This window comes from Brevibacterium sp., from assembly GCF_022712115.1.
Classification (GTDB): domain Bacteria; phylum Actinomycetota; class Actinomycetes; order Actinomycetales; family Brevibacteriaceae; genus Brevibacterium; species Brevibacterium salitolerans.
This window is the reverse complement of record NZ_JALAHB010000031.1, coordinates 1-12,880: the sequence shown is the minus strand read 5'-3', so window position 1 is coordinate 12,880 and position 12,880 is coordinate 1. Positions and strand designations below refer to the sequence as shown.

The 12,880-nt window shown below is 71.5% G+C and carries 10 protein-coding genes; 9 read left to right on the top strand and 1 reads right to left on the bottom strand.

The annotated features are described in order from the left end of the window. The 9 genes from gcvP to Q0A33_RS01420 all read left to right on the top strand — a co-directional run. Positions 1 to 2,880, top strand: a 2,880-nt coding sequence (gene gcvP, locus Q0A33_RS01460) for an aminomethyl-transferring glycine dehydrogenase (protein WP_291792057.1), incomplete at its 5' end; no start/stop codon positions are given. A 12-nt stretch (positions 2,881 to 2,892) separates the two neighbouring features. Beyond that, entirely contained in the window at positions 2,893 to 4,176 is a 1,284-nt protein-coding gene (locus Q0A33_RS01455; protein WP_291792055.1) for a glycine cleavage T C-terminal barrel domain-containing protein, read from the top strand. A gap of 53 nt (positions 4,177 to 4,229) precedes the next feature. Beyond that, entirely contained in the window at positions 4,230 to 4,628 is a 399-nt protein-coding gene (gene gcvH, locus Q0A33_RS01450; RefSeq protein WP_291792053.1) for a glycine cleavage system protein GcvH, read from the top strand. Positions 4,629 to 4,713: 85 nt separating this feature from the next. Continuing rightward, on the top strand, positions 4,714 to 6,141 hold the full coding sequence (locus Q0A33_RS01445) for an L-serine ammonia-lyase (protein WP_291792052.1): 1,428 nt from the start codon (positions 4,714 to 4,716) through the stop codon (positions 6,139 to 6,141). Positions 6,142 to 6,421: 280 nt separating this feature from the next. Then, positions 6,422 to 7,252, top strand: coding sequence for an IclR family transcriptional regulator (locus Q0A33_RS01440; protein WP_291792050.1), 831 nt, complete (start codon positions 6,422 to 6,424; stop codon positions 7,250 to 7,252). Then, complete coding sequence (locus Q0A33_RS01435; RefSeq protein ID WP_291792048.1) at positions 7,249 to 8,415, top strand: thiolase domain-containing protein; 1,167 nt, start codon at positions 7,249 to 7,251, stop codon at positions 8,413 to 8,415. Before Q0A33_RS01440 ends, Q0A33_RS01435 begins: the two co-directional genes overlap by 4 nt. Continuing rightward, positions 8,415 to 10,163 (top strand): AMP-binding protein, encoded by a 1,749-nt coding sequence (locus Q0A33_RS01430; protein WP_291792047.1) that lies wholly within the window; start codon positions 8,415 to 8,417, stop codon positions 10,161 to 10,163. Before Q0A33_RS01435 ends, Q0A33_RS01430 begins: the two co-directional genes overlap by 1 nt. 56 nt (positions 10,164 to 10,219) lie before the next feature. Continuing rightward, the gene (locus Q0A33_RS01425) at positions 10,220 to 11,062 is read left to right on the top strand and encodes an SDR family oxidoreductase (RefSeq protein ID WP_291792044.1); all 843 of its coding nucleotides are present in this window, start codon (positions 10,220 to 10,222) and stop codon (positions 11,060 to 11,062) included. A 127-nt stretch (positions 11,063 to 11,189) separates the two neighbouring features. Beyond that, entirely contained in the window at positions 11,190 to 11,978 is a 789-nt protein-coding gene (locus tag Q0A33_RS01420; protein ID WP_291792042.1) for an SDR family NAD(P)-dependent oxidoreductase, read from the top strand. Positions 11,979 to 12,104: 126 nt separating this feature from the next. Here the strand turns inward: Q0A33_RS01420 and Q0A33_RS01415 are convergent. Next, positions 12,105 to 12,880 (bottom strand): DUF296 domain-containing protein (locus Q0A33_RS01415; protein ID WP_291792040.1); only part of this gene is annotated, 776 nt, incomplete at its 5' end.

The following is a 12,880-nucleotide window of genomic DNA, read 5'->3' as shown; positions in this document are numbered from 1 at the left end:
CCCCGGCCCTTCGCGGACCGGCACATCGGCCCCCGCGCCGGTGAGCTGGAGCAGATGCTCGAGGTGGTGGGCTTCGACTCCACGGAGGCGCTCGCCGCTGCCGCGGTCCCGGCCTCCATCGTCCAGGAGACCCCGCTGGCGCTGGAGCCCATGGGTGAGGAGCAGGTGCTGACCCGCCTGCGCGAGCTCGCCGCGAAGAACTCCACCCGTGTGCAGATGATCGGCCAGGGCTTCCACGACACCGTCACCCCGGCCGTCATCCGCCGCAACGTGGTGGAGAACCCCGCCTGGTACACGGCGTACACCCCCTATCAGCCGGAGATCAGCCAGGGCCGCCTCGAGGCGCTGCTGAACTTCCAGACCGCCGTGACGGACCTCACCGGCCTGGACGTCGCCAACGCCTCGCTGCTGGACGAGTCCACGGCCGTCGCCGAGGCCGTCCTCCTCATGCGCCGGGCGTCCAAGAAGGGCTCCGCGGTGGTGCTCGACTCCGAACTGCACCCGCAGACCATCGCGATCGTCCGCACCCGCGCCCGCGCCATGGACTTCCAGGTCCGCGTCGAGGACCTCTCCGCCGGCCTCGTGGGCGAGGACGTGTTCGGCATCGTCTGCGCCCAGCCCGGCACCTCGGGAGCCATCCGCTCCTTCGACGACGCCGTCACCGGTGCCAAGGAGCGCGGTGCGCTCGTCACCTTCGCCGCGGACCTGCTGGCGCTCACCCTGCTGGCCTCGCCGGCCTCCCAGGGCGCGGACATCGCCGTGGGCAGCGCCCAGCGGTTCGGCGTCCCGCTCTTCTACGGCGGCCCGCACGCCGGCTTCATGGCCGTGCGCTCCGGCCTCCAGCGCCAGCTGCCCGGCCGCCTCGTGGGCGTGAGCCACGACGCGGACGGCAAGCCCGCCTACCGCCTGGCGCTGCAGACCCGCGAGCAGCACATCCGCCGCCAGAAGGCCACGAGCAACATCTGCACGGCGCAGGCGCTGCTGGCCAACGTCGCCGGCTTTTACGCCGTCTACCACGGCCCGGTGGGGCTGACCCGCATCGCCTCCCGCCTGCACCGTCTGGCGGCGGCGTTCGCCGAGGCCGCCGTCACGGCCCCGGGTACGGCCCCGGCGGGGGAGGACGGACAGTTCTTCGACACCGTGGCGCTGACCGTGCCGGACGCGGACGCGGCCCTCACCGCCGCGGACGCCGTGGGCGTGAACATCCGCCGGATGGACGCCACCACGGTGGCAGTGAGCTTCGGCGAGCCCCACACCGTCGCCGAGGCCAACATCCTCCTCGAGGCGCTGGGCGCGCAGGCACGGATCGACGCCGGGGAGTTCGAGGCCGCGGGCGCCGAGGGCGCGTTCGGCCCGGCGCAGGTGCCGACCCCCGCATGGGCCGAGGAGCTGCACCGCACGGGCGAGATCCTCACCCACCCGGTCTTCCGCACGCACGGCTCCGAGACCCAGATGATGCGTTACCTGCGCACGCTGGCGGATCGGGACCTCGCGCTCGACCGCCCCATGATCCCGCTGGGCTCCTGCACCATGAAGCTCAACTCCGCCGTGGAGATGGAGGCCATCACCTGGCCCGAGTTCGCCTCCATCCACCCCTTCGCCCCCGCCTCGCAGACGGCCGGCTGGCGCGAGCTCATCGAGGACCTCGAGTCCCTCCTCGTGGAGGTGACCGGCTACGACCGCGTCTCCCTGCAGCCCAACGCCGGCTCCCAGGGTGAGCTCGCCGGGCTGCTCGCGATCCGTCAGTACCACCTGGCGAACGGTGAGCGGGACCGTCGGATCTGCCTCATCCCGCAGTCCGCGCACGGGACCAACGCGGCCTCGGCGGTGCTCGCCGGACTCGACGTGATCGTGGTGGCGACGGCGGAGGACGGCTCCATCGACCTCGCTGACCTCGACGCCAAGATCGAGAAGCACGCGGGTGAGCTCGCCGCGATCATGATCACCTATCCCTCCACGCACGGCGTGTTCGAGGAGGAGGTGCGCACCGTGTGCCAGAAGGTGCACGACGCCGGCGGCCAGGTCTACGTGGACGGCGCCAACCTCAACGCGCTCGTGGGCCTCGCACAGCCGGGCCGGTTCGGCGGCGACGTCTCGCACCTCAATCTGCACAAGACCTTCTGCATCCCCCACGGCGGCGGCGGACCGGGCGTGGGCCCCGTGGCGGTGCGCGAGCACCTGGCCCCCTATCTGCCCGGTGACGCGCGCGACCCCCGCCTCATCGAGGGCGCGGCGGACATCGGCCAGCCCATCAGCAACACGCTGTTCGGCTCCGCGGGCGTGCTGCCCATCAGCTGGGCGTACCTGCGCCTCATGGGCGGCGCCGGCATCACGGAGGCCACCCGCACCGCGCTGCTGGGCGCCAACTACGTCTCTCGCGAGCTCGCGGACGCCTTCCCCACCCTCTACACGGGCGACTCCGGCCTCGTGGCGCACGAGTGCATCCTCGACCTGCGCGAGCTCACGGCTGCCACCGGGGTGACCGCCGAGGACGTGGCCAAGCGCCTCATCGACTACGGCTTCCACGCGCCCACGCTGGCGTTCCCCGTGGCGGGCACGCTCATGGTGGAGCCCACGGAGAGCGAGGACAAGGGGGAGATCGACCGCTTCATCGAGGCGATGCGCTCCATCCGTGCGGAGATCGACGCGGTGGGCGAGGCCTACACGGTGGAGGAGTCTCCGCTGCGGAACGCCCCGCACACCGCCACCAGCGTCATGGACGACTGGGAGGCGAAGTATTCGCGGGAGACAGCGGTGTTCCCCGTCCAGGGGCTGCGGCTCACCAAGTACTTCCCGCCGGTGCGGCGCATCGACGGCGCCTACGGCGACCGCAACCTCGTCTGCTCCTGCCCGCCGCCCGAGGCCTTCGAGACGGCCTGAGAGGAACCCTCCATGACCAAGACCACTGCTCTACACGACCTCCACGCGGAGCTGGGCGCTTCGTTCACGGACTTCGGCGGCTGGGACATGCCGCTGAAGTACGGCTCCGAGCTCGCCGAGCACCGCGCCGTGCGCACCGCCGCCGGGATCTTCGACCTCTCCCACATGGGCGAGGTGCGGGTGACCGGCCCGGACGCCGCCGCGTTCCTCGACTACGCGCTGCTCGCGAAGTACTCGATCCTGAAGGCGGGCAAGGCCAAGTACGGCCTCATCCTCGATGCGGACGGGCACATCCTCGACGATCTCATCACCTACCGCCTGGGGGCCGACGAGTTCCTCGTCGTCCCGAACGCGGGCAATGCCGTGGCCGTCGCCGAGGCGCTGGCGTCCCGCGCGCAGGAGTTCTCCGCCTCCGTGGTGCCGGGCGCCGCCGTCACGGTGACGGACGAATCCGCGGGGACCTCCCTCGTGGCGGTGCAGGGTCCGCAGTCCGAGGCGATCCTGCTGGCCGCACTCGCAGCGGGTGGACAGACCGGTTCCGCTGGGCAGGCCGAGGCCGGCTCCGCCGGTGCGCAGGCCGAGGCCGTGCGGGAGCTCGGCTACTACGCCTGGACCCGGCTGGAGCTGCCGGTGCCTGCGGCGGGGAGCCGGGCTGAGCAGACGACCGCAGGCGCTGGTGCGGCGGATGCCGGTGCAGGCGAGCCGGCCTCGGGCGCGGTGTCCGAGGCCCCGGTGCCCGTCCTGCTGGCCCGGACCGGGTACACCGGCGAGGACGGTTTCGAGCTCTACGTGGCGAACGCGGATGCGGCACCGGTGTGGCACGCACTGGTCGCGGCGGCCGAGCGGGCCGGCATCGAGCTGCTGCCCTGCGGACTCGCCTCCCGTGACTCGCTGCGGATGGAGGCCGGCATGCCCCTCTACGGCAACGAGATGGACCGCACGAGCATCGCGGCCGACATCGGCCTGGGGAAGATGGCGGCGAACGCGCTGAAGAAGAAGCACGTGTTCGCGCGTGCCGCGCTCGAGGCGCAGGCGGCCCAGGAGCCCGCACGCGTCCTCGTGGGGCTCGTCTCCTCCGGACGGCGCGCCGCTCGCGCCGGGGCCGCCGTGCAGGCGGACGGGCAGGAGATCGGCATCGTCACCTCGGGCCAGCCCTCGCCCACGCTCGGACACCCCATCGCACTGGCTCGGGTGGACCGCGCCCACGCGGAGCCGGGCACGGAGCTCACAGTGGACATCCGCGGCAAGGCACACGACTTCACGGTCGCCGCACTGCCCTTCTACACCCGGGCCTGAGCTGCGTCCGGCAGACACCGATCACCGCACCACCGAAGAAAGAGGAACACATCATGGCTGAACTGCCCCCGCTTCCGGAAGGCTTCTCCTACTCCGCCGAGCACGAGTGGGTGAACGCCGCCGCTGACGCCGTCGCCGGTGCGACCGTGCGGGTGGGCATCACCGCCGTCGCCGCGGACGCCCTGGGCGAGGTCGTCTACGTCGAGACCCCGGGGGTGGGCGCCGCCGTCACCGCCGGGGAGGTCTGCGGCGAGGTCGAGTCCACCAAGTCCGTCTCCGACCTCTACTCGCCCGTGAGCGGCGAGGTGGTGGCCGTCAACGAGTTCGTGACCGGCAACCCCGGCGTCCTCAACGCGGACCCCTACGGCGAGGGCTGGCTCTTCGAGGTCGCCGTCACGGAGGCGGGCGAGCTCATGGACGCAGCCGGATACGCGGCGGCCAACCACCTCTGACACCCGTCCACACCCCCGCGCCCGGTGTCTGCCAGGCGCGGGGGTGCCGTCTCCCCGCAGTGCTGTGGGGGATTGGAGCACCCACATGCCCATCAGCGTCTTCGACCTCTTCACCGTGGGGATCGGCCCCTCGAGCTCCCACACCGTGGGCCCCATGCGCGCGGCCTCGCGCTTCGTCGAACTCGTGGGACGGCGGCTGCAGGAGGTGCGCACGCTCGAGGTCGACGTCTACGGCTCACTCGCCGCGACGGGCAAGGGGCACGGCACCTTCGACGCGATCCTCCTCGGCCTCGAGGGCTGTGATCCGGAAGCCGTCCTGCCGGACGAGGTCGATGCGCGGATCGCCCGCATGAGCGAGACCGGGACCGTGCGCTTCGGCGAGGCGTCCCCGGCCGTCGAGGGCTCCGTGGAGATCCCGTTCACGGTCGGCGACATGCGGCAGCGCCCGCTCACCGTGCTGGAGCGGCACACGAATGCCCTCGAGCTGCGGGCGCGCGCCGCGGACGGGGAGGAGCTGGCGCACGAGATCTACTACTCCGTGGGCGGCGGCTTCGTCGTCACGCATTCGGACGAGGAGCGGGCCGTGCTCGGTGCCGCGGCGGAGGAGTTCGCCCGCGAGCCGGCCACCCCGTACGATTTCCAGACCGGGGCGGAGCTCATGGAGATCGCGAACCGCGAGGGGCTGGAGATCTGGCAGGTCATGCTCGCGAACGAGGTGGGCGCCGGGCGGAGCGAGGGCGAGATCCGCGAGGGGCTGCTCCACATCGCGCAGGTGATGGAGGGGTGCGCGCAGAACTCACTCGACCGCTCCGGCTTCCTGCCCGGCGGTCTCAAGGTGCGCAGACGCGCCCATGACTGGCACCTGCGGCTCAAGGCGGAGGACCCGGACCGGGACCCGCGCTTCTACCAGGAGTGGGTCAACCTCATCGCGCTCGCCGTGAATGAGGAGAACGCGAGCGGCGGACGCGTCGTCACGGCCCCCACCAACGGTGCGGCGGGGATCATCCCGGCAGTGCTCCACTACGCGCTCAACTACGTGGACTGGGTGACGGAGGGCGGTCAGGAGGCGCGTGACGAGGCGACCGTCCGCTTCCTCCTCACCGCCGGCGCCATCGGCGTCCTCTACAAGGAGCGGGCCTCGATCTCCGGGGCGGAGGTAGGCTGCCAGGGCGAGGTGGGCTCGGCCTCCTCGATGGCCGCCGGAGGCCTCGCCCAGGTGCTCGGAGGCACGGTGGAGCAGGTGGAGAACGCCGCGGAGATCGCGATGGAGCACAACCTCGGGCTCACGTGCGATCCGATCGCCGGGCTCGTGCAGGTGCCGTGCATCGAGCGCAACGCCATCGGCGCGGGGAAGTCCATCAACGCGGCGAAGATGGCGCTGTGGGGCGACGGCCGGCACTTCGTCTCGCTCGACGAGGTCATCGCGACGATGAAGGCCACGGGCGAGGACATGAGCCACAAGTACAAGGAGACGGCGATGGGCGGCCTGGCGGTCAACGTCGTGGAGTGCTGATCCGCCTGCACCTGCCGCACCCTGGGCCTCCGGCACCGTGTGCTTCCCGCACCCTGTGCCCATGTCTCACTTCGCATCGCTCAGAAGCGTCTTCGTCGATGTGAAGTGAGACATGGGCGAGAGCGCGGCGGTGCAAACCGGCGAATCGGCGAACTCACCTCGGCGAATCGACGAACTGAATGTGTTCAGTGAGGACGGGCCTCACCGTGTTTCTCTTCACCGTTCCATATGGCGGTACGTCTCTTGCGGGGTCATGCGCTGTTGATCCACACTTCCCACTATGCGCGACGAGGCGAATGCAGATCAGAGTTCCGTTGAACGGAACGATGGGAACCGCTCCTTCCGTCGTGCCGCGACGATCCTCGATGCTCTGGGCCGGGCCCAGGAGCAGGAGGGCGCCTCCCTGAGCCTCGCGCGGCTGGCCGAGGACACCGGACTGGCGAAGTCCACCGTCCACCGGCTGCTGCGTGCACTGCAGGAGGTGGGCCTGGTGGGCGGCGACGCCCAGAGCGGCTATGTCCTCGGCCGAGGCCTCATCCGCCTGGGCACCCTCGCTGGGCAGGCGCACCGCGACCTCAGCGCGGTCTCCGACGCGCTCCGGAGGCTCGCCGCATTCACCGGCGACACCTGCTTCTACACGGAGCGGACCGGCACCGTGTCCGTCTGCGTCCTGCGTGAGGACGGGAACGGCCCCTTCAGGAACAACGTCCTGGCCGTGGGGGACCGGCACCCGCTGGGCATCGGCGCGGGTGCCCTGGCGATCCTCGGCGCACTCCCGGAGGACGAGGCGGACCGGGTGCAGGAGGAGAACGCCCGCACCTTCGACGAGTCCACCTCCTCCGGCCGGACCCTCCGCAGTGAGCAGTTCGCGCAGGCGCTCGCGGCGACGCGGGAGACCGGCTGGGCGCTGAACACCGGGATGGTCGTGGAGGAGTCCTGGGCGGCGGGCGTGGCTCTTCCCCCGGGGCCGGGCGGTGCCGTGCGGGGTGCGCTCTCCGTGGCGAGCATCCGCAGCCGCCTGCAGGAGCCCCGGCTCACACAGATCGTCGCCGCGCTGAGGCACGAAGCCGCGGCACTCGCACCACACCCGCATCTCGAGGAGGAGAAATGACCACACCGGCGATCACAGGCTGGTCCCACCTGAAGTTCGGCAAGCGGGAGGACGGCCTGCAGGAGATGATGGCCGAGGCCGCCCGGGGTGCACTCGCGGACGCGGGTCTGAACCCGGTGGACATCGACGCGATCCACGTGGGCGTCTACAACAACGGCTTCAGCTCGCAGGGGTTCGAGGCGGCACTTCTGGGCGTGGAGATCCCGGAGCTCGCTCACACCCCGGCGCACCGTCACGAGAACGCCTGCGCCACCGGTTCGACCGCGGTCTTCGCCGCCTACGATCAGGTGGCCTCCGGCAGGGCGAAGGCAGCACTGGTGATCGGCGCGGAGAAGATGACGGCGGTCTCCGGCAGCACGGTCAACGACGTCCTCCTCACCGCGAGCTACCGCGCGGAGGAGGAACAGTACGGCTCCTTCGCCGGGGTGTTCGGGGAGCTCGCACGCCGCTACATCGACCGGCACGGAGACATCTCGGATTCGCTCGCCCGGATCGCTGCGAAGAATCACGCCAATGGTGCGCACAATCCGCTCGCTCAGATGCAGAAGGACCTGGGATTCGAGTTCTGCTCCACCGTGAGCGAGAAGAACCCCTACGTGGCCGAACCCCTGCGCCGGACGGACTGCTCGCTCGTCTCCGACGGCGCCGCCGCGCTCGTCATCGTCTCCCCGGACCTCGCGGCCTCCGCGGAGAAGGCCGTGCGCTGGCGCGGCATGGGCAATGCGAACGAGGCCCTCCCCCTCTCCCGGCGTGCGGATCCGCTGGTCCTCTCCGGTGCGAAAGCGGCGATGGATCAGGCGCTCGCCCAGGCGGGGATCGGCATCCGCGATCTCTCGCTGCTCGAGACCCACGACTGCTTCACCATCGCGGAGCTGCTCGAGTACGAGGCCTTCGGCCTCGCCCCGCAGGGGCACGGAGCCGAGGCCATCGACTCCGGTCTCACCGCCTTCGACGGTGAGCTGCCGGTCAACCCCTCCGGCGGCCTCAAGTCCAAGGGGCACCCCATCGGCGCGACCGGCGTGTCCATGCACGTCATGGCGGCCGCACAGCTGACCGGGACGGCCCCCGGACTGCAGGTCCCCGAGGCGGAGCTCGCCGGAGTCTTCAACATGGGCGGACTCGCCGTCTCCAACTTCGCCTCCGTCCTCGTGAGGAGCCGCTGATGAGCACTGCTGTGAACGGCCAGGCGCCCACCTGCGCCTCCTCCGCCGGCCGCGCCTCCTCCGCGGGCCACGGTCCTGCCGCGGGCCACGGCGGCACGGAGGAGTTCGTTCCCCCCGTCCCCGCGGACTTCAGCGTCTCCCAGCCGGGCCCCGTCTCACCGACCTCTCCGGCGGCCGCGTTCGCCCCCGTGCCCCGGCTCGCCGTCAACGTCGCCCGATTCCTGCGGCAGACCGCCGCGCGCATTCCCGCCCACGCGGCGATGATCGCGGGGGAGACCGTGCTGACGTGGGAACGCCTGGACGAGCGGGCCTCGGCGCTGGCCGCGGCTCTGCTCTCCGGACGCACCGGCAGGCGCGACACGGTCATGCTGGTGGCGGACAACGCGCCGGACACCGCCGTCGCCTTCTGGGGCATCCTCCGCGCCGGCGCGGTCATCGCCCCGCCCAATGCGATGCTGTCCACCGAGGAGCTGCTGGGCATCGCGGAGGAGGTGCGTCCGTCCGCGGTGCTCGCGGACCGTGCGCACACGGGCTTCGTCGAGGCCCTCCGCACCACCGGCTGGGACGGCGACGTCTTCACGGTGGGCGAGTTCGACGCGTTGCCGCCCGCTCCGGAGCAGCCCGACGCCCCGGTCCTGGAGGACGACCCCTGCTGGTACTTCTTCACCTCCGGGTCCACCGGACGGCCCAAGGCCGCGACGTTCACCCACCGGCACCTCGCCGCCGTGCTCGCCAACCACTACGGCGACCTGTTCCCCACGGAGACCGAGGCCGGAGCGAGCCTCGTCATCGCTCCCCTCTCCCACGGGGCCGGGATCCACATGCTGGCCCAGGTATTCACCGGCTGCGCCTCCGTGCTGGTGCCCGGTCCGGGCTTCGACGCGACGAAGGCCTGGGAGCTCATCGACCGGCACGGCGTCACCAACGCCTTCACCGTCCCGACCATCCTCAACCGGATCGTGGACGCCTACCCCGCGGAGCGCGGACCTCAGGACCACACGCTGCGCTGCGTCGTCTACGCGGGTGCGCCCATGCTCGCCTCGGACCAGGAGAAGGCGCTCGCGCGTCTGGGCCCGTGCCTCGTCCAGTACTTCGGTCTCGCTGAGGTGACGGGCTCCATCACGGTGCTGCGGCCTCAGGAGCACGGCCGCATCCCGGTCGACGCCGCCGGCATCGGCACCTGCGGGCGGGCGCGCACCGGAGTCGTCATCTCGATCATGGACGACGACGGCCGCGAGCTCCCCGCCGGTGAGCAGGGTGAGGTCTGCGTCTCCGGCCCCACGGTCTTCGCCGGCTACCTGGGCAGGGAGGACGCGAACGCGGAGGCCTTCGCTCACGGGGTCTTCCACACCGGCGACGTGGGCTATCTGAACGCGCAGGGCTATCTCTTCCTCACCGGGCGCAAGTCGGACATGTTCATCTCCGGCGGCTCCAATGTCTATCCGCGCGAGGTGGAGGAGGCGATCCAGACGTTCTCCGGCGTGAGCCAGACCTGCGTGGTGGGCGTCCCGGACCCGCAGTGGGGAGAAGTGGGCGTGGCCGTCGTGGAGACGGCCCGGCCGCTGCCGGAGGCCGAGAGGGACGCCAAGGGTGCGGAGCTGAAGGCCTTCCTCAAGGCACGGCTGGCGGCCTACAAGGTGCCCAAGGAGTACGTCTTCGTCGAGGAGATGCCGGTGACGGCCTACGGCAAGATCGCTCGGAAGGAGCTGAGGGCTGAGCTCTCGGAGGGACGCGGGAGGGCACGATGAGTGAGCATTCCAACGACCCTGCGTCCTCGGCCGGAGCAGGTCAGAGGGAGGGCACGATGAGCGAGAGCGCAGCTGAGGCGCGCGGGCCCGGCCGGCTCGCAGATGAGACGATCCTCGCGGTGGGCTGCGGCTCCCCGGACGGGAAGACCAACAACGGCCTCGCCGCGGCCCGGGCATTCCTGACCGAGGGCGCACGCGTGTGCATCGTCGACCGTGAGCCGGGCGCTCTCGAGGCGGCGCGGGCCGTGCTGCTCGAAGAGACCCCGGAAGCCGAGACCCGCCTGCGCACGCACGTGGCCGACGTCGCCGACGAGACGCAGCTCAAGGAGGCCGCGGACATCTGCGCGGAGGCCTTCGGCGCGCTCACCGTGCTCCACTACAACGTGGGCATCGTGGTCAACGGCGGCGTGGAGGAGCTGGACGTCGCAGGCTTCCGGCGGGCGCTGGACATCAACCTCACCGGCGCCTTCGCCGCAATGAAGCACGCCGTGCCGCACATGCGCGCCGCCGGACGCGGTTCCATCATCGCCGTGTCCTCCGCCGGCGGCCTGCGCTGGATGGGCTACGACTACCCCGCCTATGCGGCTTCCAAGGCCGGCCTCATCGAGCTCACCAACTCCGTGGGCATGCGCTACGCCCGCGAGGGGATCCGGGCGAACTCGATCGCTCCCGGCCTCATCGAGACCCCGCTCATCCACACCTCGATCGTGGGCCACCACGGTGATGCCGAGGAGATGCTCGCCGCCCGGCACGCGGCCAGCCCCACCGGGAGGATGGGCGCTCCCGAGGACGTGGCCCGGGCCGCGGTGTTCCTCGCCTCCCCGGAGTCCGCCTACGTCAACGCCACCGTCCTCCCGGTCGACGGCGGCCTCGTCCATTCGTCCGCGGCGGCACGCTGAGCCGTTTTCCCCCTCTCCGGTCGGCACGTGGCCTGCACCGGCTTCTCTCCGTGCGTTCTCCAGACGTCCGGCTTCTCACCTCATCCACCCTCGGGCATCGTCGCCCGCCCCACATCAGGAGTCACCCATGACTGACACAGCGCACACCGTCCTCCCCTTCGGCCTCACCGGGCAGCGTGCGCTCGTCACCGGCGCCGCTCGCGGCATCGGCTATCAGATCGCGCTCGCCCTGGCCGTACGCGGGGCGACGGTCGGGATCGTCGACCTCGCGGGTGCGCAGGAGGCCGCCCGCGCCCTGGGCGCCGAGGTGCCGGACGCCCGCGTGACCGGGATCGATCTGGACGTGCGCGACGCGGCGGCCGTCACCCGTGCCGTCGCGGGCTTCGTCGAGGAGCACGGCGGCCTGGAGGTGCTCGTGAACAACGCGGGCACCGCCATCCGCAAGGGCCTCGACGAGATCTCCGCGGAGGAATGGGAGCGGGATCTCTCGACCAACCTGGGCGGCACCTTCCACTTCATCCGGGCGGCGCTCTACCCGCACATGGTGGAGGCCGGCGCGGGCTCCATCGTCAACATCTCCTCGATCTCCGGGATCAACGGGGGAGCGGTCTCCGACGGCGAGGCCGGTGCCCGCTCCGGCCCTGCCTATTCCGCGAGCAAGGGCGGGATCATCGCACTCACCAAGTGGGTGGCGAAGGAGGTGGGGATCCACGGGATCCGCTGCAACTCGGTGGCTCCCGGGCCCGTGGAGTCCGCGCTGACGGTGGGGCAGGACTACGAGCTCAGCGGGCAGGCCATCCGGAGGATGGGCAGGCCCGAGGAGATCGCGGGTGCTGTCGCCTTCCTCGCCTCGCCGGCGGCGCAGTTCGTGACCGGTCAGATCCTGCGTGTGGACGGCGGCGCGGTGATGAGCTGAGCGGACGGCCCGGGGACGCAGCCTCTCCCGCACCCCGCCGGTGCCGAGGTGCGGGAGAGGCCGCGCAGGCCGGTCAGGCCCGCGGTCCGGATGGTGCCGAGGCTCGGGAGGGCTTCTGCAGGCCGCTCAGTCCTGCGGCCCGGCGAGCATGAGGTCGTACGTCGCTCCGACCAGATTGCCGGTGGGGGCGAGGACGCCGCCGTGGACCTCGGCGGAGGCGGAGATGAGGGTGGAGGTCAGCCGCGGCTCCGTGCCGCTCAGCGCTCCGCCCAGGGTGATGACCTCGGTCGCGGGCCCTTCCACCCGGCGACCGTCCTCGAAGATCGCGCCGACGATGCTGCCGGTGCCGCCCACCACGCTGCCGCCCTCGAGCCCGTGGCGGCGGGTGAGATCTGCGATCACCGTGCCGATCTCCTCGTTGGGGTGCACGCGGGCGAACAGCGCAGGACGGTCGCCGTCCGCGGTGCTGCGGCCGTTCTGCTCCGGGAAGAAGACGGGCAGCTGCGTCTCCTCGTCGAGCCGGTTGACGAGCGTGATGCCGTAGAGGGGCCAGACGGTCGACTGGACGAGTGGACCCGCGGCGGTGGTCTCCGGCCACAGATGCCCGCCCCGCAGCGTGCCCTCCCGATCCGTCCATGAGACGTGGAAGTGCGCCCAGCGGGTGAGCGGCGCACCGGGGCTCTCGCGCCGGAAGCCCACCGTCGCGGTGCCGCGGAGCAGGGTGCCCGCGCTGGAGTGCGTGGCGGAGTACAGCATCGGGTGAGTGGAGTCGCCGTAGGCGGGGAAGCAGTAGGAGACGGACGGGAGGTCCACCGGCCCCAGCTCCACGATGCCGGAATCAGCCCCTGCGGCCTCGACCGCGCAGGCGACGAGGTCGAGCAGGGCGGTGGGGGAGCGGTCGT

Excerpts from the sequence above, each read along its gene's own strand:
- Q0A33_RS01455 (WP_291792055.1), top strand. The coding sequence starts at position 2,893 with ATGACCAAGACCACTGCTCTACACGACCTCCACGCGGAGCTGGGCGCT.
- Q0A33_RS01420 (WP_291792042.1), top strand. The coding sequence starts at position 11,190 with ATGACTGACACAGCGCACACCGTCCTCCCCTTCGGCCTCACCGGGCAG.
- Q0A33_RS01425 (WP_291792044.1), top strand. The coding sequence starts at position 10,220 with ATGAGCGAGAGCGCAGCTGAGGCGCGCGGGCCCGGCCGGCTCGCAGAT.
- Q0A33_RS01435 (WP_291792048.1), top strand. The coding sequence starts at position 7,249 with ATGACCACACCGGCGATCACAGGCTGGTCCCACCTGAAGTTCGGCAAG.
- Q0A33_RS01440 (WP_291792050.1), top strand. The coding sequence starts at position 6,422 with ATGCGCGACGAGGCGAATGCAGATCAGAGTTCCGTTGAACGGAACGAT.
- Q0A33_RS01445 (WP_291792052.1), top strand. The coding sequence starts at position 4,714 with ATGCCCATCAGCGTCTTCGACCTCTTCACCGTGGGGATCGGCCCCTCG.
- Q0A33_RS01430 (WP_291792047.1), top strand. The coding sequence starts at position 8,415 with ATGAGCACTGCTGTGAACGGCCAGGCGCCCACCTGCGCCTCCTCCGCC.
- gcvH (WP_291792053.1), top strand. The coding sequence starts at position 4,230 with ATGGCTGAACTGCCCCCGCTTCCGGAAGGCTTCTCCTACTCCGCCGAG.